Annotated in this window: 22 protein-coding genes; 11 read left to right on the forward strand and 11 right to left on the reverse strand. The window is 61.9% G+C overall.

Features of this window, described 5'->3' with window-relative positions; all coding sequences use genetic code 11:
- Positions 1–57 precede the first annotated feature (57 nt).
- A complete protein-coding gene (locus HAV21_RS16335) occupies positions 58–1,527 on the forward strand; it encodes a sugar porter family MFS transporter (protein ID WP_166842480.1) in 1,470 nt (489 codons plus the stop codon).
- Between the two features lie 59 nt (positions 1,528–1,586).
- Here HAV21_RS16335 and HAV21_RS16340 read toward each other — a convergent pair whose 3' ends face one another.
- The 3 genes from HAV21_RS16340 to HAV21_RS16350 are packed head-to-tail and all read right to left on the reverse strand — an operon-like array spanning position 1,587 to position 3,861.
- Positions 1,587–2,825, reverse strand: a complete 1,239-nt coding sequence (locus HAV21_RS16340) for an MFS transporter (RefSeq protein ID WP_142937596.1) — start codon at positions 2,823–2,825, stop codon at positions 1,587–1,589.
- Between the two features lie 29 nt (positions 2,826–2,854).
- The gene (locus HAV21_RS16345) at positions 2,855–3,295 is read right to left on the reverse strand and encodes a MarR family transcriptional regulator (RefSeq protein ID WP_166842481.1); all 441 of its coding nucleotides are present in this window, start codon (positions 3,293–3,295) and stop codon (positions 2,855–2,857) included.
- A gap of 59 nt (positions 3,296–3,354) precedes the next feature.
- Positions 3,355–3,861, reverse strand: coding sequence for a GNAT family N-acetyltransferase (locus tag HAV21_RS16350; protein ID WP_166842482.1), 507 nt, complete (start codon positions 3,859–3,861; stop codon positions 3,355–3,357).
- 113 nt (positions 3,862–3,974) lie between these two features.
- On the opposite strand from HAV21_RS16350, the gene HAV21_RS16355 reads away from it, so the two are divergent.
- The 5 genes from HAV21_RS16355 (at position 3,975) to cycA (ending at position 7,846) form a co-directional block, all read left to right on the forward strand.
- Positions 3,975–4,304 carry a PadR family transcriptional regulator gene (locus HAV21_RS16355; RefSeq protein WP_142937593.1) on the forward strand — a complete coding sequence of 110 codons (330 nt, stop codon included), beginning with the start codon at positions 3,975–3,977 and terminating at the stop codon, positions 4,302–4,304.
- A 1-nt stretch (position 4,305) separates the two neighbouring features.
- A complete protein-coding gene (locus HAV21_RS16360) occupies positions 4,306–4,671 on the forward strand; it encodes a DUF1048 domain-containing protein (RefSeq protein WP_142937592.1) in 366 nt (121 codons plus the stop codon).
- A complete protein-coding gene (locus tag HAV21_RS16365) occupies positions 4,668–5,462 on the forward strand; it encodes an ATP-binding cassette domain-containing protein (protein ID WP_166842483.1) in 795 nt (264 codons plus the stop codon). The genes HAV21_RS16360 and HAV21_RS16365 overlap by 4 nt, the downstream gene beginning before the upstream one ends.
- Complete coding sequence (locus tag HAV21_RS16370) at positions 5,459–6,220, forward strand: ABC transporter permease (protein WP_166842484.1); 762 nt, start codon at positions 5,459–5,461, stop codon at positions 6,218–6,220. Before HAV21_RS16365 ends, HAV21_RS16370 begins: the two co-directional genes overlap by 4 nt.
- A gap of 165 nt (positions 6,221–6,385) precedes the next feature.
- Positions 6,386–7,846: a D-serine/D-alanine/glycine transporter gene (gene cycA / locus HAV21_RS16375; protein ID WP_208096994.1), complete on the forward strand. Its 1,461-nt coding sequence runs from the start codon at positions 6,386–6,388 to the stop codon at positions 7,844–7,846.
- Between the two features lie 79 nt (positions 7,847–7,925).
- Here cycA and HAV21_RS16380 read toward each other — a convergent pair whose 3' ends face one another.
- The 8 genes from HAV21_RS16380 to HAV21_RS16415 form a co-directional block, all read right to left on the reverse strand.
- On the reverse strand, positions 7,926–11,786 hold the full coding sequence (locus tag HAV21_RS16380; RefSeq protein WP_243753341.1) for an LPXTG cell wall anchor domain-containing protein: 3,861 nt from the start codon (positions 11,784–11,786) through the stop codon (positions 7,926–7,928).
- A 304-nt stretch (positions 11,787–12,090) separates the two neighbouring features.
- Positions 12,091–12,849: an ABC transporter ATP-binding protein gene (locus HAV21_RS16385; protein ID WP_166842487.1), complete on the reverse strand. Its 759-nt coding sequence runs from the start codon at positions 12,847–12,849 to the stop codon at positions 12,091–12,093.
- Positions 12,850–12,862: 13 nt separating this feature from the next.
- Entirely contained in the window at positions 12,863–13,891 is a 1,029-nt protein-coding gene (locus tag HAV21_RS16390; RefSeq protein WP_208096996.1) for an iron chelate uptake ABC transporter family permease subunit, read from the reverse strand.
- Entirely contained in the window at positions 13,884–14,876 is a 993-nt protein-coding gene (locus HAV21_RS16395) for an ABC transporter permease (protein WP_166842548.1), read from the reverse strand. Before HAV21_RS16395 ends, HAV21_RS16390 begins: the two co-directional genes overlap by 8 nt.
- Positions 14,877–14,903: 27 nt before the next feature.
- The gene (locus HAV21_RS16400; protein WP_142937585.1) at positions 14,904–15,854 is read right to left on the reverse strand and encodes a siderophore ABC transporter substrate-binding protein; all 951 of its coding nucleotides are present in this window, start codon (positions 15,852–15,854) and stop codon (positions 14,904–14,906) included.
- Between the two features lie 171 nt (positions 15,855–16,025).
- Positions 16,026–17,174, reverse strand: a complete 1,149-nt coding sequence (locus HAV21_RS16405) for a mannitol-1-phosphate 5-dehydrogenase (protein WP_166842488.1) — start codon at positions 17,172–17,174, stop codon at positions 16,026–16,028.
- Positions 17,174–19,288, reverse strand: coding sequence for a PTS mannitol transporter subunit IICBA (locus tag HAV21_RS16410; protein WP_166842489.1), 2,115 nt, complete (start codon positions 19,286–19,288; stop codon positions 17,174–17,176). The genes HAV21_RS16405 and HAV21_RS16410 overlap by 1 nt, the downstream gene beginning before the upstream one ends.
- Positions 19,289–19,354: 66 nt before the next feature.
- Positions 19,355–20,077: a TetR/AcrR family transcriptional regulator gene (locus HAV21_RS16415; protein ID WP_142937582.1), complete on the reverse strand. Its 723-nt coding sequence runs from the start codon at positions 20,075–20,077 to the stop codon at positions 19,355–19,357.
- A gap of 129 nt (positions 20,078–20,206) precedes the next feature.
- On the opposite strand from HAV21_RS16415, the gene ptsP reads away from it, so the two are divergent.
- The 5 genes from ptsP to HAV21_RS16440 all read left to right on the forward strand — a co-directional run bounded on the left by ptsP (position 20,207) and on the right by HAV21_RS16440 (position 23,875).
- Positions 20,207–21,907: a phosphoenolpyruvate--protein phosphotransferase gene (gene ptsP / locus HAV21_RS16420; protein ID WP_166842490.1), complete on the forward strand. Its 1,701-nt coding sequence runs from the start codon at positions 20,207–20,209 to the stop codon at positions 21,905–21,907.
- A gap of 30 nt (positions 21,908–21,937) precedes the next feature.
- On the forward strand, positions 21,938–22,216 hold the full coding sequence (locus HAV21_RS16425; protein WP_089596564.1) for an HPr family phosphocarrier protein: 279 nt from the start codon (positions 21,938–21,940) through the stop codon (positions 22,214–22,216).
- Between the two features lie 139 nt (positions 22,217–22,355).
- A complete protein-coding gene (locus tag HAV21_RS16430) occupies positions 22,356–22,772 on the forward strand; it encodes a helix-turn-helix domain-containing protein (protein WP_166842491.1) in 417 nt (138 codons plus the stop codon).
- Positions 22,773–22,808: 36 nt separating this feature from the next.
- Positions 22,809–23,069, forward strand: a complete 261-nt coding sequence (locus HAV21_RS16435) for a hypothetical protein (RefSeq protein WP_223941158.1) — start codon at positions 22,809–22,811, stop codon at positions 23,067–23,069.
- A gap of 2 nt (positions 23,070–23,071) precedes the next feature.
- Positions 23,072–23,875 (forward strand): alpha/beta hydrolase, encoded by an 804-nt coding sequence (locus HAV21_RS16440; RefSeq protein ID WP_166842493.1) that lies wholly within the window; start codon positions 23,072–23,074, stop codon positions 23,873–23,875.
- The last annotated feature ends 59 nt before the right edge of the window (positions 23,876–23,934 follow it).

Raw genomic sequence — 23,934 nt, forward strand, 5'->3', positions numbered from 1 at the left:
GACAGCCGACGACGTCCCGCACATCGCTTCCAAACCCCCATTCCCTAAGGGAGACCCATGTCCAGTTCCAGCACCGAAGGCGCGCCCCCAGTTTCACGGAAGGTGATCGGCCTGGCCGTCGCCGGCGCGGTGGGCGGTTTCCTCTTCGGCTTCGATTCCTCCGTGGTCAATGGCGCCGTGGATGCGATGGCGGACGAGTTCGTCATGACGGAAGCGGTCACAGGCTTCGCCGTTGCCGTTGCCCTGCTGGGCTGTGCCGCCGGGGCCTACTTTGCCGGCAAGATCGCCGACCGCTACGGCCGTATACCTGCCATGAAGATCGGTGCGCTGCTCTTCCTGGTGAGCGCGGTGGGAACGGGCCTTGCCTTTGGTGTGTGGGACCTCATCCTCTGGCGATTGGTAGGCGGTTTGGGCATTGGACTTGCCTCCGTTATTGCCCCTGCGTATATCTCCGAAATTTCCCCCCGGCACGTACGTGGCCGTTTGGCTTCCCTCCAGCAGCTCGCCATTACCACCGGCATTTTCGCGGCCCTTCTCTCCGATGCCGTGCTGGCCAACTCGGCCGGCGGCGCAGATGGCACGCTGTGGTTTGGCATTGAAGCCTGGCGGTGGATGTTCATCGCTTGCGCCGTGCCTGCCGCAGTGTACGGCTGGATCGCTTTCCGCCTGCCCGAGTCCCCGCATTTCCTGGTACTGAACGGCAAGGAAGACCAGGCCCGCAGTATCTTCAACAAAATCATCCCGGGCGACGACATCGAGCGCCACATCCGCGAGATCCGCGAGTCCATTCAGGAGGAGAAGCTCTCCACCAGGAAGGGGTCCCTCCGCGGCAACAGATTCGGCCTCCTGCCAGTGGTGTGGATCGGCATCATCCTCTCCGTCCTGCAGCAGTTCGTTGGCATCAACGTGATCTTCTACTACTCCACCACGTTGTGGAAGGCCGTCGGGTTCCAGGAGAAGGACTCACTGACAATCTCCGTGGCCACCTCCGTCACCAACATCCTGGTGACTTTGGTTGCCATCGCATTGGTGGATCGCATCGGCCGCCGCCCCATCCTGCTCACCGGTTCCATTGGCATGGCTGTATCCCTCGGCGTCATGGCAATGGCGTTCTCGTCCGCCGTGGGTACGGGCTCCGAGATCAGCCTCCCGGGCGCGTGGGGCCCGGTAGCCCTGGTAGCGGCGAACATTTTTGTGATCAGCTTCGGTGCCTCGTGGGGGCCGCTCGTCTGGGTGCTGCTGGGCGAGATCTTCCCGTCCCGCATCCGCGCCCGGGCCCTCGGTCTGGCCGCAGCGGCGCAGTGGATCGCCAATTTTGCCATCACGCTCAGCTTCCCCATTATGGCGGCAGGTTCGCTGCCACTGACTTACGCCATGTACGCGGCATTCGCGGCGGCGTCGTTCTTCTTTGTGATGTTCAAGGTTCCGGAGACCAACGGCATGTCCTTGGAACAGGCTGAAACGCTATTCGTTCCCAAAGGCGCACCGGTGGCTCCCCTGCCGGTCACCTCGGACGACACGAAATAGAGCACACGACACAAGAAAGCCCAGCGGAAACCGCCGGGCTTTCTGTGGTTTCGGGACCGCTACACCAAGTGGGGCTCGTGAGATTTCAGGTAGCCGCGTCCTCCGAAAGCAACGAGGATGGCGATAGCCATGGCCACCGCTCCGGCGAAGAACGGTACTTGCGGGCCGAAGTGCTCGCCCAGCTGGGCGGCCGCAAACGGGGCCAGCGCGCCGCCCATCCAGCGCACAAAGTTGTAACCGGCGGACGCGACGGGACGCGGTGAATCAGAAACGCCCATGGCCAGTTCCGTATAGACCGTGTTGTTGATGCCCAGCAGGGCACCGGCCACGATGACAAGCACGACGACGGCAGTCACCGAGTGCCCGGCTGCCAGTCCCAGGCCGATCAGGTCGAGCATGAGGACGGCCAGCGTACCGGTGAGGACCTTGACGGCGCCGAAGCGCTTCTGGAGTACAGGGGCGACAAACACCGAGAACACGGCAACAGCAACGCCCCAGCCGAAGAACACTCCCCCGATTCCGTAGGCGTCCATACCCAGGATGAAGGGCGTGAAGGCAAGGATGGTGAAGAAGCCGTAGTTGTAGAACAGTGCGCTGGCCGCTGTGGTGCGGAGACCCTTGTGGCCGAGCGCAAGGAGCGGATCCCTCAGGCGGGACTTTTTAGCGGGAGCGGGCGTCTTGGGAAGCAACGCCAGCAACGCAATGAAGGCCGCGGCCATGAGGACTGCGGTGCCGAAGAACGGAGCCCGCCACTGCCAGCCGCCCAGGAGGGCGCCCAGCAGCGGGCCAAGGGAGATACCCAGACCGAGTGCTGCTTCGTAAAGGATGATGGCAGTGCCGGTTCCTCCGCTGGCCACACCTACGATCACCGCTAGTGCCGTGGCCACAAACAACGCATTACCGAGGCCCCACCCCGCCCGGAATCCCACCAGCTGCTCAACGCTGCCGGCGAGGCCGGACAACGACGCGAACACCACGATGATCGCCAAGCCGATGAGCAGCGTCTTCTTTCCACCGATCCTGGAGGACACGAATCCGCTGATCAACATGGCGATTGCGGTCACCAGGAAATAGCTGGTGAACAGCAACGAGACTTCACTGGTGGACGCCTCGAGATTCTTTGCAATCGCGGGGAGAATAGGGTCCACGAGCCCGATGCCCATGAACGCGAAAACGGCCGCGAGCGCCGTGGCCCACACCGCTTTGGGCTGTTTGAGAAATGAAGCTTTCTCGGCTTCAAGGGTGGTTTCGATAGTTGTTTCGGCGCTTGCTGAAGCGTCAGCCAACTGGCGTGACATTCAATGGCTCCTTGTCGGTGCTTATCTGGTTAGTTCTGGAACGAGCTGTTGAGCTTGGCGATCACGGGCAACGCTGAGGCGAGCTGCTCAATCTCCTGGTTACTGAGACCCTGCAGCAGTTCGGCCACCATGGCATTGCGCCGCTGATTGGCGGACTCGACGGCGGCGGTCCCGGCTTGGGTGATGACCACCTGGACGGCCCGGGAATCGTCCGGGTCAGGCTGGCGTGTAACCAGTGAGGCGCGCTCGAGCTTGATGATCTGCTCCGTGGCGCTCGGGACTTTGATCCCCAGGTTCTTGGCGATGTCGCCCACTCGGAGGCCGCCGTCGGAAATCATGGACAGCAGGCTGAGCTGCGCGGCGGTTAGCTCGCCTTCGGGATCGAGGCGGCGGAACATGTACACGCCGAGCCGAAGTGACTCACGGAAGTCCTGGGCGAGATCCAATAGCCGGGGATCAAAGGTGTTCATATTTAGGTACCCTAATAGTTAGGGTACCTAAATGTCAAAGAATAGGGCGGGTGAGGCTCTTAGAGTGTGAGCTTCATACCCTCATGGCTCGCAACAAACCCCAGGCGCTCATAGAAGCGATGGGCCCCCACGCGGGACTTATCCGTGGTGAGCTGCACCAGAGAGCAGCCGCGCTCCCGGGCCTGATCAATAGCCCACTGAATCATCAACGCGCCAACCCCCTGACCCCGCAGCGCGCTGGAGACCCGGACCGCCTCGATTTGCGCGCGCCAGGATCCCCGGCGCGACAAGCCGGGGATATAGCTGAGCTGGAACGTCGCAACAACATCACCGTCGAGTTCGCCCACCACCAAAAGGTGCGCCGGATCGGCGTCGATCGCGTCAAAAGCCTGCTCGTAGGGCGCTAAATCGTCCGCATTTTCGCGCGTGGCACCCAACTGGTCATCCGCGAGCAGCGCGAGGATGCGCGGGAGGTCACCCCTGCGGGCGCGCCGAAGGGCGAAGGTCCCATACTCGACGGCGGCAGTCAGCAGGGCGGGCACGGAACCGGATTGAGTAGTCACCAACCCAGCATGCCACTCCGGTCGATATTCTTCGGAACTCAGTGTTGCTAAGTACCGGTACTTAGTTCTACTATGTAGTGGTAGCTAGTAATACTGAGTAGTGAAGGAGGTGTCCGATGGGCAAGCAAATGACAGAGATGCTCAAAGGCACATTGGAGGGAATCGTCCTGGCCCTCCTGACCGGGAAGGCGGCGTATGGATACGAAATCACCACGCTGCTCCGAGAGCAAGGCTTCACCGAGATCGCTGAGGGCACCGTGTACGCACTGCTGGTCAGGATCGAACAAAAGGGCCTGGTGGACGTGGAGAAGAGGCCGTCCGAAAAAGGGCCGCCCCGCAAGGTGTACACGCTCAACACCCAGGGCGAAAAAGAACTGAGCGAATTCTGGAACACATGGAGCTTCTTGTCCGAACGGCTGGAACAGCTCCGCAAGGAAGGAAAATAGCATGGCAGCAAAATGGATCGAGCTGGTCACCGGATCGCTCGAGCAGAAAAAGCAGTACAAGCAAGCCAAGGCACGGCTGGACGCCTTGCCCGAGCCCTACCTCGCTGTGGCCACCGCCTTCAACCGCTATTTGATGTACTACGGCGGTGTCACGCAAGGCGACACCATGGTGCAGATGTTCACGGACCTGGCCGACCTATGGGAACGAGCCGCAGTGGACGGCACCCCCGTCAGCGACATCGTGGGTGATGACCCCATCGAGTTCGCAGAGAGCTTCGCCCAGGCATACGGCGGAAAACGCTGGATCGACAAAGAACGCGAGCGCCTGAACAAGGCGATTGATAAAGCCAGGGAGGCGGAATCATGACCACTGCAGCAATCCGCGTAGAGGGCATCGAGAAGTCATACAAGGACCTCCACGTACTCAAGGGTGTGGAATTTGAGGTGGCCCCCGGCAGCATCTTTGCACTGCTGGGATCCAACGGAGCGGGCAAGACCACCATGGTAAAGATCCTGTCCACCCTGCTCAAAGCGGGTGCCGGCTCTGCCGCCGTCGAAGGCTTTGATGTCGCCACCGAGTCACAACAGGTACGGCAGTCCATCAGCCTGACCGGGCAGTTTGCGGCGGTGGACGAGGTCCTGTCCGGTAAGGAGAACCTGGTCCTGGTGGCTAAGCTGCGCCACCTGAAGAACCCGGGACAGATCGCGGATGAGTTGCTGGCGCAGTTCAGCCTCACGGAAGCCGGGTCCCGCAAAGTAGCTACCTACTCCGGCGGCATGCGTCGTCGATTGGACATAGCGATGAGCCTGATCGGCAACCCCACGGTGATTTTCCTGGACGAGCCCACCACCGGCCTGGACCCTGAAGCCCGCCTTGAGGTGTGGGACATCGTCAAGAACCTCGCCAACCAAGGCACCACAGTCCTGCTCACCACGCAGTACCTCGATGAGGCTGAACAACTGGCAGACCGGATTGCCATCCTGCATGAGGGACGCATCATCGCCAACGGCACCCTCGCCGAGCTTAAGCAATTGCTGCCGCCGGCCAAGATCGAATACGTAGAAAAGCAACCGAGCCTGGAGGACATCTTCCTGGCTCTGGTGGGTAGCGGCAACGCTGGGGCCAGTGGCAACGAGTCAGTAAAGGACAGGTCATGAACACCCACTTCTTCGCAGACACTTCTGTTCTGCTGGGCCGTTCCATGCGGCACATTTTCCGCAGCGTGGATACCATCATCACCACAGCAATCACACCGATCGCCCTCATGCTGCTTTTCGTCTACGTTTTCGGCGGAGCCATCAGGACCGACACTGAGAACTACGTGAACTACCTGCTCCCAGGCATCATGTTGATCGCGATCGCCTCCGGCATCGCCTACACGGCAGTCCGCCTGTTCACGGACATGCAGAGCGGGATCTTTGAGCGGTTCCAGTCCATGCCGATCGCACGCTCATCGGTTCTCTGGGCGCACGTCCTGACATCCTTGGTGGCCAACGGACTGTCGCTGGTGATCATCGTGCTGGTGGCACTTCTCATGGGATTCCGCAGCTCCGCCAACATCCTGGATTGGTTGGCCGTGGCGGGTATCCTGTCGCTCTTCACGTTGGCGCTGACCTGGATCGCAATCATCGCGGGCCTCTCGGCGAAGTCCGTTGACGGCGCGGGCGGGTTCTCCTACCCGCTGATCTTCCTACCGTTCATCAGCTCCGCCTTCGTCCCTACGGAGACCATGCCGGGCCCGGTCCGCTGGTTCGCCGAAAACCAGCCAGTGACGTCCATTGTGAATACCATCCAGGATCTGTTCGCGCAGCGTCCGGTAGGTGGGGACATATGGGTAGCGCTGGCCTGGTGTCTGGGGATCCTCGTGGTCTCCTACGCCTTTGCCACAGCCGCCTACAAGCGCCAGATCGCCTAGGTTCCCACCACGTTCCTATAACGGCCAGAGCTCCTCCATGTCATGGGAGGAGCTTTCGCTATGCAGACCGATTCGCCATTGGTCAGACATTAGCTATAGCTTTATCGAACAGATTTGTAACGGCCGTCACCATTGTGGCGGGTCCTTCGAAGGGTTCTTGAACTAATGTCCGACCAGACAACACAAGGGAAGCTTCACGCCTCCAGCAGGGACAGCGAGCCACACCTGTCGCGCTCCCTGAGCAACCGCCACATCCAGCTCCTGGCCATCGGCGGCGCCATTGGGACCGGCCTCTTCATGGGCTCCGGTAAGACCATCTCCGTCGCCGGCCCCTCCGTGATCTTCGTGTACATGATCATCGGCTTCATGCTCTTCTTCGTCATGCGCGCCATGGGCCAGCTGCTGCTGTCCAACCTGAACTACAAATCCTTCAGCGACTTCGCGGGCGACCTTCTTGGACCGTGGGCCGGCTTCTTCACAGGCTGGACCTACTGGTTCTGCTGGGTAGTCACCGGTGTGGCAGACGTCATCGCTATTGCGGGATACGCCGACGAGCTTTGGCCGGGAATCCAACTCTGGATCCCGGGCCTGGCCACCATCATCATTCTGCTTCTCCTGAACCTGCCCACCGTGAAGGCCTTCGGCGAGACCGAGTTCTGGTTCGCGCTCATCAAGATCATCGCCATCGTGGCACTGATCGTTGTGGGCCTGGTGATGATCTTCACCGGTTTCCAATCCAACGCAGGAACCGCGAGCTTCACCAATCTCTGGAGCCACGGCGGGTTCTTCCCCAAGGAATTCATGGGCTTCGTGGCTGGCTTCCAAATCGCCGTGTTCGCGTTCGTGGGCATCGAGCTGGTGGGTACGGCCGCCGCCGAAACCAAGAACCCTGAGCACAACCTCCCCCGCGCCATCAACGCGATCCCCCTGCGCGTCATGCTCTTCTACGTAGGTGCCCTGATCATCCTCATGTCCGTCACCCCGTGGACCGAGTTCAAAGCCGGCCAGAGCCCGTTCATTGCCATGTTCTCCCTGGCAGGCCTGGGAATGGCAGCTACCGTGGTCAACCTCGTGGTCCTCACCTCGGCCATGTCCTCCGCTAACTCGGGCATCTACTCAACATCCCGTATGGTCTACGGCCTGGCCAACGATGGCGACGCACCCAAGCTCTTCGGCCGCCTTTCCAGCCGCAAAGTACCCCAGAACGCACTGTTCCTGTCCTGCGTCCTGCTGCTGGCCGGCGTCGCGCTCCTGTACGCGGGCAAGGACGTTGGCGTGGCATTCGACATGGTGACCACCGTGTCCGCAGTCTGCTTCATGTTCGTTTGGTCGATCATCCTGGCCAGTTACCTCGTGTACCGTAAACGCCGCCCCGAACAGCACGCGGCCTCATCGTTCAAGATGCCCGGCGGAATCCCCATGGTGTGGGTGGTGTTCGCTTTCTTCGCGTTCCTCGTCTGGGCGCTGACCACCCAGCCGGACACGCTCACCGCCCTGCTGGTGACGCCCATCTGGTTCGCCATCCTGGGCATCGCCTATGCGGTTGTTCGGAAATCACCCCTGCACCAGGCCCGCGTGGCTGAGTGGAAGGCGATGGTGGAAACCGAAATCGCGGCAACACGCTAACTCTTAGGACAGAAACAGCGACGTCGGCACCCTGACTTGAGTGCCGACGTCGCTGTTTTATTTCACCTTATGCCCTGCGTTAGGCGCTCCTTCGCCGGCGGCTGGCAACCAGTGCCAGGCCTCCAGCAACCAGAAGCCCTGCAGCGGCCCAGAGTCCGATCATGACACCGGTTGCGCCGGTGTCAGGAAGGTCGCCCGTCGTCGCAACGGGCGGCGGGGTGGACGCTGCGGCGGGAGGAACAGTGGCTGACGCGGCGGGAGGAACATCCACCACCGGCTTCACTATGACCTCGCTTGAGTCACTCCCCGTGGCCTCTTCTCCGCCGGGCACCGTTGCAGAAGCAACCACGACGTTGACGTAGGACTCTGTGACATTGCTCTGGGCAATGACCCGGCTGACCGTTTGCCCGGGTGCGAGAGTGGCAACTGGCTCGATGGCCCCGAGCGCGGGGTCGTCGAATCGGACATCCGTGAGTACCGTGTTGCCGGTGTTGGTCACGCTGAGTTGCCAGAAGACCGTCTCAGCCGGGTTGATGGTGACAGCCTCGCTCCAAGGCCCTTCTTGGGTAGTTGAGACGAGCTTGTCCACCGTCAAGCCGGGGAGAGCACCGAAGTAGTACGAGTCGTCCGCAGCACGTAGGTCAGAACCACCAAGGGGGTTCTCCGCCGATGCCGTCACAGTGTTCTTGTACTGGCCCTCAATAGCCTCGCCCTGAGCCGACAACACCACAGAAGCACCCGGCGCCAACGAGGGAACCGTCCCGGAGAACACCTCCCTGCCAGCGCTGTCCTTATCAACAACCAGGACATCCTTCAGGACAAAGTCGCCGGTGTTCTTCACGGTGTACGTCCACTTCACCTCGCTGCCGGGAACCACCTGCGGCCCCGGAGCAGCTTTAACATCCTCGCCATTGGTGGTCTTTACAACAGACAAACCGGTGTTGCCGCTGAGGTACCAGGATTCAGCGGTGACTGGAGCGGGCTGCTGCGCCAAAGGGGTCCCTGCTGCGTCCGTTGCCGTGGCAGTGGCAGTGGCTGTGTTGTGGTACTGACCTGCCACGGCGGCATCCTGAGCGGTGAAGACACGGGTGTCTCCGGGGGCCAGTGCGCCTGTTTCGCTCGAGGTGGGTATCAACGTACCCGTGCTGCCATCCCCTGCGGAGAAGGCATCCGAGACGGCTATGTTTGAAAGCGGCGTATTGCCCGTGTTGGTGACCTCGTAGGTCCATGTCACATCGGAACCGTTAGCCACTATTGCACCGGGAGCTGAAGAGTAGACGGTCCCGTTGGTTTTCTTCACGATTCCGAGCCCAGGAGTTCCGGCCACATTCACAGCTGCCTCGTTAGTAGCGAACTGGACCGCTTCCCCGTTGTACGTTCCTGTTGCGAGGAGTACGTTGCTTGCTTTCGCCCCGAAGCGGGGATCTCCTGCCACCTTGGTGGGAACCACCAAGGTGAAGTCATCCCCGGATGCCAGGACGTCAACGAACATCCGGAAGGCAGTGGCGTTGAGGGGATCAGTGGACCAGTTGCCCGAGGTGGCATCCGTTGCATCTGTGGAATATTCGATCCTTGCCCCCGCCGGTGCGCCCGTTACGGCGCCCGAAAGGACCACATCGAAATCGTCGCCCGTTGCCACCGCCGGCAAACGGTCGAAGAAGGTGGCTCCAGTCACCGGGTTTGGCAGGACGTTGCTGACGTAGACCTGCCAGAACGCGTCCTCGCCTACGGTGGTGGCCAAGGACCACGGACCCGTCGCCGAGGTTCCGGACAACTTATCCAGCAGCAAACCACCGGCAATATTGATCGATACACGACCAATATCTTTAGCGACACTTGCCCGTGCGGCATCGAAATTGTAGATGTCTTCGCTGAAGAAGGGGGCGTAGCCAATCATCGGTACCGTCTGTTCGGCTGTGCCGCCGTCAGCAACTCCGATGAACCGTGGGTCTGCTGTGGAGGCATACGATTCGACCTGAACCGAGGAGGTGGTGGGCTGGTAGGCCTTGGCGAGGACCGTGACGGGAATGTCGTACTGCCACCCCGTGTTCTCAACCTTGCGGTCAGAAGCTTCCTTCGGATCCCGCATGGGAGTGATGTGATCGAAGGCGAAGGTAATGACCTGCAGTTCGCATCCTTCTGCATCAACCACCCGCGAGGTGGAATCCACCTTCACACCGTTGCCGATAGCAGGGATGGGCTCCACTCCCACCGAGAGGTCGGTGATGGGTGTGATGGCCTTGGTGGGATCGTACTGGACGCCGCAGGGAAGCACCACGGACATCGAGGCGTCCTTGTAGGTTTCCGACGGGTTTTGGTTGACGATACCGGCCCTGATAGTGCCGGTGTCGCCCACGCTCAGGACCGAGGGAGCTGAGACGTTGGTGGTCAGGTAGACAGAATCCACCGGAGTAAAGACGTCAGAAGCCTCGCCCGTCAGGTCCCCGGCCTTGAGGGTGGCCGTGTTGTTCACGGGTCCTGGCGGAATGCCGGCAGGACTGTTCACGGCGACCACACCATCGGTGATGTCCCGGAAGATTGGCACGCTTGCGACTGTGACTCGCATTTCCGAGCCAACGGACACCGTCTCGGTGCCAGGTGCAACGGAGATGCGCCACCCCGTCAGGACGGAGCCCGGCGGCAGATCGAGCGTATTGTTCCCATTGAACGTCTCCCAGCTGCTGGAACCAGTGTTCTGCACGGTCAGCGCCAGATTGGTACTGGTGGAAGGCTGGGCAGGTGTAAAGGTCTGCCAAGTGTCAGAATAATCAGTCTGGTACTCAACGCGGTAAGGAAGATCATCGGTAGCCAAGACGGGGCTGAAGGCCACGTTGATAGCGGTGACATCGTTGTGGTGAAACCACTCCTCCGACGGGCCGCCGGCGGTACCGCTATCGGTGACTACGAGGTCCTCGGCCTTGGGGCTGTCCCGGGGCCCGAGGTAGGAGGCATTAACGTAGGTGCTTCTGGCGATCATGCCGGCGGAGGTCTGGCCTCCTGAAGATTTCTCGATGGCCGTTGTTACGCCACCTGCCGGACTGAATGCAGGGCCCTGTGCAGTAGCGGGTACGCCTGCCCTGACCACACCGTTGGCGTCTGTTGTCTCCAACGTGGCGGTGTTGACCGGAGGCCGCTGGCCGTCTTCCCAACCAGCTACCTCCTCCGGGTACCGGACGGTCAGCCAAATGCCCGTGTTGCTTCGGTCCAGGCAGTATCCGGTGTGGTCGTATTGTTCGGTGCTGGTCCACGTAGCTGTGGGCCATGCACTCGTGTCCCATGTGCCCAGGCCGGTAGAGGCCGAGGCGAACACGGCACCGGCAGGCAAGACGTCAGTGAGTTTCTGCGCGTAGGCGGAGAAACTCAAGTAGCTTTCCTCCGAGCACACATTAAACCGGTAGGTCACCTCGCGATGGGAGGAGCCGGTGATGGTGGTGGCCGTCTTCTGCGCACGGTAATCATGGGGACCAGTGACCAGTGACGTCACCGGACCGGATGATACTTCCCCGCCTGGTCCTCCGGTACCGGTCATTTCCGTGCTCAGCGGAAAGCCCTCGTACTTGCGCCCGTTGTCCACCTGAGACACCGTGTACACAATGCTGACAAGATCCTCAGTGGTTTCGTCGAGGATCATGCTCAGTACTCGGGTAGCGGGATCGTAGCTGTGGCTCAAAACTGGTGAAGAGCTACCGGTAGGGAGCCCCGCGAAGGTGGTGCCCTCCGGGAGTGTTGTGGTCATGGTTACACCGGTTGCCGGATGGGAGGCGTCGACGCCCTCGAAATCAACGGTTGCAGTGTAGTTGTAGTTCTGGCTCAGCGGGACCGTTTCCGGGGCGGTCAGTGAGATGGTGAAATCCCCTGCCGCTGCCATGGCCGGGGAAACGCCCAGCATCAGCGAACCCGCACTGACCACTGCGGCCAGTGCTGCCGCCGGAATCCGCATCACAGAGCGTCTCCGTGACGGGGGTATCCGAGGCTTGACTGTGGAGTCCTCCCTCGAACCCGGCGATTTTTGCCGCCGGCCGAAACGACCCCGTGACTGTACTGCGGACATCTATAGCTCCCTTGCTAGTCCCGGCCTCCCAACCCTGGTGCACACACAGCGGTGCGCAGGGCAAGGAAGCTCGGGGTTTGGAAAGTGAGCGTTCGCTCTCTTCTCCTATCTAGTGGGGGAGGTATCGCAAACGTGACGAAGTGATTGCTGACCGGGGACATATGTTGATAACTCCGGCATGGGAAAGGGAGTGTCAGGCGAAGTACACGCCGATTCGGTTGCCGTCGATTTCCTCTATGCGGATATCGATGTCGTAGACGTCGTACAGCATTCCGGCGCTCATGATGTCTGCAGGCGTGCCCTGATGGATCAGGCGTCCGTTCTTCATGGCCAGGATGGTGTCCGAATAGCAGGATGCGAAGTTGATGTCGTGGACCACCAGCACGATGGTCTTTCCGAGCTCGTCAGCCAAACGACGCAAAAGCCGCATCATTTCCACCGAGTGCTTCATGTCCAGGTTGTTGAGCGGCTCGTCGAGCAACAGGTATTCCGTGTCCTGCGCCAGGACCATGGCAATGTAGGCGCGCTGGCGCTGACCACCGGAGAGCTCATCAACGAACTTGTCCGCCATGGAGGCCAGGTCCAGCTGCCGGATGGCCTCTTCAACGTGCTCAAGGTCCTCAACTGTTGGCCGCCCACCACTGTGCGGAAAGCGCCCGAACGCCACCAGATCACGCACGGTCAATCGCATGGTCAGGTGGTTTTCCTGCCGGAGGATGGCCATGGTCTTGGCCAGTTCCTTGCTGGGAGTGGCCGTCACATCCAGCCCGGCAACGGATACTCCCCCTGCGTCCATGGGCTGCAGGCGGCTGATCAAAGAGAGCAGCGTGGACTTGCCGGCGCCGTTGGGGCCGATGATGGACGTGATGCCGCCGCGGGGGATTTGGCAGCTGACATCGTCCAGCACAGTGGTGCCGCCGTAGCGCTTGGTCACATTGCGGACGGTAATCATGGACGGATACCGATCATTTCAGTGAGCCTTTCAGCAACAAATAGAGGAAAAGAATGCCTCCGGTGAATTCGATAATCACGCTGAGGGCAGTGGCGAACCCGAACACGCGTTCCAGCAGCAACTGGCCACCCACCAGGGCAATGGCACCGAGGAGGACCACGATCGGGAGGAGCCAGGCGTGCCGGAAACCGCGGCATAGTTGGTAGCCAAGGCTGACCACCAGGAGCCCGAAGAATGTCACCGGACCCACCAACGCCGTGGAAATCGCCACCAGCAGGGAGCATGCCAGCAGCACGCGCATCACCACTGGCTTGTGGTCGACGCCCACGTTGATGGCTACTTCGCGGCCCAGCGCCAGGACGTCCAGTGTGTGCCGCATGCGCCAGACGCCAACGCAGACCAGAGCGACCAGTACAGCAGAAACACCCAGCAAACCCGGGTCAACGTTGTTGAAGCTGGCGAAGAACAAATCCTGCAGGATGATGAATTCGCTGGGTTCCATGAGCCGCTGAAGCAGCGAGGAGAACCCCCGGAACAAGGTCCCCAGCACAATCCCCACCAGCAACAGCAGGTGCAGCGATCGCGTGGCACCTGTGAACATCCACCGGTACAGGATGGCGCTGAACCCCATCATCAGCAGGATCTCCACCCCGAACTTGAGCGTGGACGGCGCCGTGGCCAGCGTTGCAGCTCCGGCCACGAAAGCCAAGCCGGTCTGCACCAGAATGTACAGCGAATCGAAGCCCATAATGGACGGCGTCAGGATCCGGTTCGCCGTCACTGTCTGGAACAGCAGCGTGGACACGCCCACCGCGACGGCCACCAGCAGCATCGCGGAGACCTTGATGACCCGACGCGGCAGGACGTACGCGATGTTCCCTTTGAGGTCGATTGTCAGGAAAACAGCAACCAGCACGACGGCGGCAATCGCCAGGATGCCGATCACCAGTTCCGGTGGGGTGCTGCGGATGGCGTCGCGCCAGCGCTTTCCGGCGGAAACGGGAGCGGCTGCGGGCGCCGGGGTCACAGGAGTTTCAGGCATTGCGTTTCCTCAGGAGCAGGAAGAGGAACAGGATGGCGCCGAGCACGGACATGACCATGCCAACCGGCACCTCGTAGGGGAACCTGATGGTCCGGCCGATGATGTCGCAAACCAGCACGAAGGCAGCACCGAACAACGCGGTCCACGGAACGGCCCGGCGGAGGTTGTCTCCGAACAGCAGGGACACGATGTTGGGGACCACGAGTCCCAGGAAGGGCACAGCTCCAACCGTGGTGACCACCACGGCGGAGATCAGGGAGACGATCATCAGGCCAAGCCGCATGGTGCGGGCGTAGTTCAGGCCAAGGTTGGTGGTGAAGTCCTGGCCCATGCCTGCCACCGTGAAGCGATCGGCGGCGAAGAGGCCCACCAGGACAAGAACAGCAACAATCCACAGCAGCTCGTACCGGCCACGGAGAACACCGGAGAAATCGCCGATCATCCAGTTGCTGAGTGTCTGCAGGAGATCAAAGCGGTAGGCAAAGAACGTGGTAACTGCCGCAATAATGCCGCCCAGCATGATGCCCACCAAGGGAATGAGGAGGGTGTTGCGGGCCGGGAGCCGCCGCAGGATGGCCAGGAACAATGCTGTGCCGAGGATCGCGAACACAGAAGCCACCATCATCTTGGTGAGAATTGGAGAGTCCGGAGCCAGTACGGTGACTACCAGGATTCCGAGCGTTGCGGATTCAACCGTTCCCACGGTGGAGGGCTCCACAAAGCGGTTCCGGGCCATGAGCTGCATGATCAACCCGGCAACGGCAACAGCCATCCCGGCCAGGACCACAGCCACGGTGCGCGGCACCCGCGAAACCCAAAAGATTTCCCAAGCGCCGGCGTCGTTCGCCAGCAACGCGGGCAGTGAGACGTCACTGACCCCTACGAAGATGCTGCCAACGGCGATCACCAGCACCACGGCAGCAGCCGCAACCAGGCGGGCGGTCTCGCCAGCCCGGTTGCGGCTTGCTGGTGCCGTGGGGCGCACGGCTGTGATTGTCACTTCAGTTAAGGGCTAAGCGACGGAGTCGGCCACTGCTGTGACCATGGCTTGGACGTTGTTCAGTCCGTAGCCCACGATGTACCAGCCGGCAGGATCGAGGTTGACGATCTTGTTGTTCTTGGCGGCGTTGGTGGACTTGACGAGCTCGTTGTCCAGGATCGGATTTGCCGTGGAACCGGCGGTGCCGATGGCGGTGTCGCGGTTGATGACGTAGAGGATGTCCGGGTTGGTTTCCTTGATGTATTCGAAGGAAACGGCCTCGCCATGGGAGCCTTCAGCCTTGACCTCAGCGGCCGTCGGAACGCCCAGGACGTCGTGGATGATGCCAAAGCGAGAGCCCGCGCCGTACGCTGTGACTTCGCCGCCGGAGGTCAGGACGATCAGGCCCTTGCCGGCGGTAGCTGCCTTGGTCTTGGTGTCCGCGACAACCTTGTCTACCTCAGCGAGCTTGGAAGCAACTTCGTCTTCCTTCTTGAAGATCTTGCCGAGCTTCTCTGTCTGGGCCTTGAAGCTTTCCATCGGCTTGGCGGCATCAACGGAGAGATCAATGGTGGGGGCGATCTTGCTCAGTTCTTCGTAAGCGCCGGCGGTGCGGCCGGAGACGATGATGAGGTCCGGGGCTGCGGAGCTGACAGCTTCGAAGTCGGGTTCCTTGAGTGAGCCAACCTTGGCGTACTTGGCGTCGGAGAACTTCTTCAGCGCCTCCGGGTAGCTGGCTTCGGGAACACCGGTGGGCTCGACGCCGAGCGCGTTCATGGTGTCCAGAACGCCCAGATCGAACGTGACAACCTTCTCCGGGTTCACGGGAACGTTGGACGTGGAGCCTTGGGCGTGCTCGATGGTGATGGTGCTGGCTTCCTCGGGCTGCGAAGACGCCGTTGCCCCGCCCCCACAAGCCGTAACAGTCAGCAAGGCAGCCCCTGCAGCCAGTGCCCCAATGTAGCTCGACAGCCTCTTCTTCACGCCAGTACTCCACTCACTAATAAGTCATAGATGTGTTGCCTAATTGCGCTTTGACTCTATTAGTTAGGTGAGGCTAACTTCAAAGCCGAAAGGCCCTCCAGCGGGTAAAAGTGAGCTATCTCACTGGTTTTTCTCCCGCTGGAGAGCCTTTATGACGATCGGTGGTTAAACTTACGCTTCGGCCTGCCGGTCCTCCACAAGCTTCTGGACGGCGGCGAAGAGCGGGTGCGGCGGCGTCAGTTCCGTGATGCGCTCGACGGCGGTCGCTGCGTCCAGCTCGGACAGAAGCTTTGCCAGTTCCACCGCTTCGTCGTCGTTGCCGTCGTCGAAACGGAGGGCTGCGGACATCGCCTCAAGCAATGCCACCGGTGTGACACCGCGTTCGGCCAACTCCGCCGCCGGGCCAACGAATCGCTCGTGGCGGCTGAGCTTCCGCAGAGGCGCCCGGCCCACGCGGTTCACGGTATCCGGCAGGTGTGGGTTGGTGAAGCGGGACAGGATCTTTTGCACATAGGCTTCCTGCTCAGCCTCCACAAACCCATGCTTGGCCACCAGCAGTTCCTTGGTTTCCTCCAGCACCGCCCGGACCTTCGCTGCCACAGCCGGATCCGCCATGGCATCGGAGATCTTCTCAAGCCCTGCTGCGTAGCCGAAGTACGCAGCAGAAGCGTGGCCGGTGTTCACCGTGAACAGCTTGCGTTCGATGTACGGCCCCAGCTCGTCCACGAAGGTAGCTCCGGGAATCTTCGGGGCGTTGTCTCCAAACGGCGTACGGTCAATGACCCACTCGTAGAAGGTCTCCACCGTGACGTCCAGGCCTTGTCCCGCCGCCTGATTGGGGACGATGCGGTCCACGGCCGTGTTGGCAAAGACCGCGACTGCCCCCAAGTCACCCGCGGATTCGTCCCAGGCAGCCTGGATCTCCGTGTGCAGGAGGTCCGTGGCGTTGATGGCATTCTCGCAAGCCATCACTTGGAGGGCCGGCAAGTCCGCGGGACGGGCCGCCAGCCCTCGGGCGATTACTGGTGCCACGAACTTCAGGATGTGTGGCCCCACTGCAGTGGTGACCACATCCGCCGTCGAAATTTCCTCAACAACAGCGGCTTCCTGCGAGGCGGAGTTGAGGGCACGGAAGCCGGAGACGGTCTTGACCGCTGGGTTTTCACCAACCTCGTGCACGTCGTAGCTGCTTGCGTCGGCGAGCTGGCTGATCAGGGCGTCCGCTACGTCCGCGAACACCACCTCATAGCCGGCCTCGTGGAGCAGCAGCCCCACGAAACCACGCCCGATGTTGCCTGCCCCAAAATGAACTGCCTTCACTATGCGTTGACCTTTCCGAACAGCTCCAACACTTCATCAACCGTGGTGGCTTCCTCCAACTGGGCAACCTGCGCCTTGTTGGTGAAGATCTTGGCGATCGAGGACAGGATGTGGAGGTGCTCGTTATTGATACCGGCCACGCCCACCACAAACTTCACTTGCTTGCCGCCCCAGTCGATGCCCTCCGGGTAGCGGATGATGGACACTGCCGAGTGGTTGATGTGTTCCTTGGCATCGTTGGTGCCGTGCGGGATCGCCAGGAAGCTGCCCATGTACGTGGACACGGATTCCTCGCGCTCGTGCATGGCGTGGACGTAGCTGACATCCACGGCACCGCGATCCAGCAGGAGCTTTCCGGCTTCATCGATCGCGGCGTCCCGGTCAGTCGCAGTTCCATTCAGGACCACGCTTTCGCGGAGCAGGACACCTTTACCTTCAACGGGTTGACCGTCTATTGCTTTACCGCCTGCGGCGGGGGCCGGCTCAGCGGCATGCGCACCATGGGCGGGGGCTGCTGTTGTGGCAGCTGCGGCGGGCTGTACGCCGGCGGCGGGCTCCGTCGTCGTGCCTGAGTCGGGCGTTACGCCTGTTTCAGATGCCGCACCTTCGCTGTTGCTGCTCCGGACCAGGTCCACGATTTCGTCGTACTTGGGGCTGTTCATGAAGTTGTCCACCGAGTAGTGAACGGCGCTGGCCGTCCTCGGCTGGGCACGTTCGGTGAGGTCCTGGTGCGTGACCACAACGTCGTAGTTGTCGTTGAGGTTGGCGATGGCCGAGTTGGTGACCTTGACGTCCGGGAAGCCGGCCGCCTTGATCTTGTTGCGCAGGACCGAGGCACCCATGGCGCTGGAACCCATGCCGGCGTCGCAAGCGAACACGATGTTCTGGACCGGGCGGGTGAGGACAGTGCCAGCCTGGGCACCGGCGCGTACTTGGCCGCCGGCGCTCTCACCGGTCAGGGCAGAGGAGACGGAGCTCTTCTTGCCTTTCATGGCCTCCATGCGCGAGGTAGCTGCGGAGAGATCATCCTCGCCCTTGTTCTTGGACGTACGCAGGATAACCGCAGCGATGAGGAAGGACACGGCCGTCGCCAAAACAACCGCCAGGATGACGCCCACATAGCTGTCACGGGATGTCTGTGCCAACACGGCAATGATCGAACCCGGGGCAGCCGGAGCCACGAGGCCGGAATTGGTGACGGCCATAGTGGCAATGCCCGTCATGCCGCCACCGATCGCAGCGAGGATCAGGATGGGCTTCATGAGCACGTATGGGAAGTAGATCTCGTGAATACCACCGAGGAAGTGAATGATTGCTGCGCCGGGAGCCGAAGCCCTGGCTGCACCGCGGCCGAAGAACATGTAGGCCAGCAGGATGCCGAGGCCCGGGCCGGGGTTGGCTTCGAGCAGGAACAGGATGGACTTGCCCTGTTCCAGCGACTGCTGAATACCCAGCGGAGTAAGCACGCCGTGGTTGATGGCGTTGTTGAGGAACAGGACCTTGGCGGGCTCGATGAAAATGCTGGTCAGCGGCAACAGGCCGTTATTGACCAGGAACTCCACAACCTCGCCAGCACGGTCCGTGAACCACTTAACAACATAGGAAAGGCCGTAGAAACCGCCCAGCGCCAACACTGCGCCCCAAATACCGGCGGAGAAGTTGTTGACCAGCATCTCAAAGCCCGGACGGATCTTGCCGTCCCAGAGCCGGTCGATCTGCTTCATGGTCCAGGCACCCAGCGGGCCCATGATCATGGCACCGATGAACATGGGAGAGTCTGTACCCGCGATCACGCCCATGGTGGCAATGGCGCCCACCACGCCGCCTCGGACGTCATAGACCATCCGGCCGCCGGTGTAGGCGATCAGGATTGGAAGCAGGTACGTGACCATCGGGCCGACGATGCCGCCGTTGGGTTCGCCTTCGGCATTGGTTCCGAAGCCGCCCAACTCGGCTACGGGAATCCAACCCTTCTCAATGAACAGGGCAGTGATGAGGCCCCAGGCGATGAAGGCGCCAATGTTGGGCATGATCATGCCGGACAGGAATGTTCCGAACTTTTGGACACCAACGCGGGCGCTGGTGCGGGGCTTCGCAACGGTCTCTGTTGCCATGTGAATTCCTAACGTGTGTCCCGCTGCGGCGCGGGGTCAGTCGATATAGATCGAGAGAGAACAGCCTTAGGAGCTGCTGGAAATGCGGTGAAGCCACTCGAGGAACAGCTTCAATTCAGAGCTGGAAAGTTGGTCCGAATGTGAGGCCTGCAGTGCCGCATTCAGGGCGATTGCCGCAACAACCACGGACGACTTACCGGAGTCGTCCGCTGCGGCGCCACGGGCGGTGTCCGTGGAGACGGCGAAAATCATGGAGTCCCGTGTCATCGTTGAGAGCTCGAGGTTCCGTTCTTCCACCGGTTCTGCGATCAGCATGAGCGTGACGCCCACGTTGGCGGCCAGAATGCTGCGTGCCGCCTCGCGGGGCGGCACGTTGATCTGACCGGCGATAGCGGCTTTGTTCAGCATTTCTTCCAGAAGCGCTTCAGCATCGGCCACGATTGCCGGCCGGCTTTCCGGTCTGATATTGCCGAACATCACCAAATACAGATGGGGTTGGCTCAGCCCGAACTGGACGTGGTTGTCCCACATCCGCCGGACGTCTTCCAAGGGCTCCCCGGACGGTGCAAAATCCCGCTCCCCCGCCACATACTCTTCAAATCCGGCCGATACGACGGCGTCGAACAGGCCTTCCTTGTCGCCAAAGTGGTGGTAGAGCGTTGGCGCCGTGACCCCGGCAAGCTTGGTGATCTGGCGCGTTGAGACCGCTGACCCCTCCGAATTCGCCAGCAATTCGGCAGCTGCGCGAAGCAACCGAATTTTGGGCGGAAGCTGGTCATCGAAACTCATAACCGCTACCCTAGCACCTATAGCGTTGCTATATGAAGTGGCTCACAAAGGAATTTTGTAGGCTAGTTTTCGAGGCTCCCGGTGCCGTCGCCGGCGGGCCTGAACCAACAAGCAGGAACAGAGGATTCAGTGCAGAATTTCCAAGGAGTAGGGGTAAGCCCTGGCCGCATCATTGGTTCCGTCCGCCAGATGCCCAAGCCGGTGAGCGAACCGCCGTCGGGAGAGCGTTTGGCAGCGGACGTGAGTCCGGAAGACGCCGTCGCGGGTTTGAAAGCGGCTGCGCAGGCGGTGCATGACGAACTCAAGGGACGCGCGGACAGTGCTTCCGGCGACGGCAAAGCCGTCCTCGAAGCCACTGCGCTCATGGCCAAGGACACCATGCTCCTGAAGTCGGCCGCGAAGCTGATCAATGCCGGCTCCTCGGCCGAAAGGGCTATCTGGGAAGCCGGCGCTTCCGTCTCCGAAATGCTGCACAACCTGGGCGGCTACATGGCCGAGCGCGCCACCGACGTCCTGGACGTGCGCGCCCGCATCGTTGCCGAACTCCGCGGCGTCCCCGCTCCAGGTATTCCGGCCTCGGACACGCCCTTCATCCTGGTGGCCGAGGACCTCGCACCGGCGGACACCGCAACACTGAATCCCGCCGTGGTCCTTGCTCTGGTGACCTCGGGCGGCGGCCCGCAGTCCCACACGGCCATTATTGCGCGCTCACTCGGCCTGCCCGCCGTGGTGGCTGCACATGGCGTTGACTCCGTGGCCGACGGCTCCGAGGTCTACGTGGACGGCGCAGCTGGTTTCGTCGCTGTTTCACCCTCTGAGGAGCAGCGCGCTGCAGCGACGGCGTGGGCGGAAACCTCCGCCACGCTCGCCGAATTCGACGGAAACGGCACGACGGCGGACGGCCACCTGGTGCCGCTCCTCGCCAACGTCGGCGGAGCCAAGGACGCCGTGGCAGCTGCCGCTTTGGGCGCCCAGGGTGTTGGCTTGTTCCGCACCGAATTCTGCTTCCTTGAACGAGACACCGAGCCCTCCGTGGAGGAGCAGGCCGCGGCTTACAAGGCCGTTTTTGACGCGTTCCCGGGCAAGAAAGTTGTCCTTCGCACGCTCGACGCCGGCGCCGACAAACCACTCCCCTTCCTCACGGATGCCACCGAACCCAACCCTGCACTGGGTGTTCGCGGATACCGCACCGACTTCACCACACCAGGTGTCTTGGAGCGCCAGCTCGAGGCCATTGCCCGGGCAGCTTCGGAATCCGACGCCGATGTGTGGGTCATGGCCCCCATGATCTCAACGGCCGCCGAAGCCGGCCGCTTCGCTTCACTCTGCGCAGCTGCCGGAATCCAGACCCCAGGCGTGATGGTGGAGGTCCCCTCCGCTGCGCTGACCGCCGCCACCGTGCTGCGCGAAGTCGGGTTCGCGTCCCTCGGAACCAACGACCTCACCCAGTACGCCATGGCCGCCGACCGCCAGCTCGGACCCCTCGCGGAACTCAACACCCCGTGGCAGCCTGCCGTGCTCCGGCTCGTGCAGCTCACCGTTGAAGGTGCGGCGCAGGAAAGCTCCGGCCGCGAAGGCGACCCCAAGCCCGTGGGCGTCTGCGGTGAGGCTGCCGCCGACCCTGCCCTCGCCGTCGTACTGACCGGGCTGGGTGTCACCACACTGTCCATGACCGCGCGCTCCCTGCCCGCCGTCGGGACCGTGCTGAAAACGGTGACACTGGAGCAGGCGCAGGAACTGGCCCGGCTCGCTTTGTCTGCTCCGAGCGCTCTTGAGGCCCGCGACTGGGTCCGCGCCAAACTCCCCGTACTCGAAGAACTCGGCCTCTAACTTTTCGCTTCCGACTTTTAGGAGAAATCCATGCCCGAACGCACAGCCACCATCGCCAGCCGCTCCGGACTGCACGCCCGCCCCGCCGCCTTGTTCGCCGAGGCTGCAGGCGAGCAGCCCGTGGAGGTCACCATTGCCATGCAAGGCGAACCCGCCGATGACGCGCTCGACGCCGCGAGCATCCTTTCGCTCATGACGCTCGGCGCTGCCAAGGGTGACGTAGTGGTGCTGCGGGCCGAGGGGGACGGAGCCGACGCCGCGCTGGACGCACTGGTCAAGCTGCTGGAGACGGACTTGGACGCAGAGTAGCTGCTCGCCGGGTTGGGCCGGTACGACGATTCGCTGCACCTTAGACGATAGGAGTCGTCTAAGGTGCAGCGATCCGTCTCAATGGATGCTGGACGCGGTGTGCGACGGTCCAACGTGAGCCACGCGCTAGGCTTCTGCCATGGCATTGATAGCTCCCCGCGTCACCCCCGGCTTGCCCGCCGACGACGCCCGGAATCTGGCACGCTCCCTCCAAGACAGCGATGACATCACCGTGTTCGTAGATGGCACGGTCCACCGCCTGCCCACCGAGGCGAGGGACGCCGTCGTCGACCTCCTCGCCAGGCTGAGCCGCGGCGAAACGGTGACGGTGAGCAGCGTGGAGGAAATGCTCACCACCTCACAAGCGGCTGAGCTTGCCGGCATCTCCCACACCTATCTGCGCAACATGACAGATCGCGGCGAAATCCCGGTGGAGTACCGGGGAACGCATCGCCGCATCCGGCAGGCCGCCATCATTGAATGGCTGGCAACGCAGAAGAAAAAGCAGCAAGCCCAAGCGGCCACGGCAGACGACGTCACCGATTCCCAGAGCTAGCCAACCCACATCACCAGCATGCTGTTCAATAGCGGTATGGCAAAAAGCTCCCCTTCGACCGTTTGGCCCGTGGTGCACCAGGAGCGTCGTGCGCTGATCCAAGACCTCGAACCGCTTGAGCCAGCGCAATGGCAGACGCCGTCCCTGTGCTCCGGCATCCGCCGCGACTACCCCGCCCAGCACGGGGCCACCGTACTCAGCGCATTACTGCTTGCGGTGTCAGGGCGGCCGATCGGGAGCGATGAAGTGAGCGGACCCGGAGCTCCGGTGTTCCTGCAACGGTTGGGAAACGAGTGAAGATGCCAGGGGACACAAAAGGATTGCTTTCTGCCGACGTCCAGGCCTTAGGCCTGACCGGCAGGATCCATTGGACGAAAGGCTCGCCTGCGCCGGAGCCGGGCGCAGAGCCGGGGAGCGAACCCGCGTACATCTTGATTCACGGGATCGGGGTGTCGCATAGATACCTGGCGCGGTTGCATGCTGTTCTCGCGGCGAGCGCACCGACGTACTCGCTGGACCTGCCCGGTTTTGGCGGGACGCCCAAGCCCGGTCGCCAGCTCTCAGTGGAGGACTACGGCGCGTTCATTGCCGATACACTCGCGTCGTGTGGCATCGACTCCTACGTGTTGGTGGGGCATTCGATGGGTACGCAATTTGCCATCGAGGCGGCCCTGCGCGCCCCCGAGCAGGTCAAGCAGTTAGTACTGATGGGTCCCGTGGTGGATTCACGGCATAAAAATGTGTGGCGGCAGTCGCTGGCCCTGACCCTCGACGGAATACTCCGCGAGAGTCCCACGTCCAACGCGATCGTCATGTCCGACTACTTCCGCTGCGGCCCGCGCTGGTACCTCACCGAGCTGCCGGTGATGATGAAATACCCCACGGAGAAAAGGCTGGCCGGCATCCAGGTACCGTTGCTGGTCCTGCGCGGTAGCCGCGACCAGGTGGCGGGCCCGGATTGGTCACTGCGGTTGTCCAGGACAGTGGTACAGGGTCGCTTGGTAGAGATTCCGGGCGTCGGGCACGTGGCGCAGCACATGCGTCCCAAGGCTGTGGCGGATGCCATCCGGAGCTTCGTCACCGCTACCACTCCGCACCGCTAAACACTGACGCACGACGCCGGCACCTGGCGTGGGTGCCGCTTGTCGGGTAGCCGCGTCCC

Source organism: Paenarthrobacter sp. MSM-2-10-13 (assembly GCF_011605365.1).
In the GTDB taxonomy this organism is placed as follows: domain Bacteria; phylum Actinomycetota; class Actinomycetes; order Actinomycetales; family Micrococcaceae; genus Arthrobacter.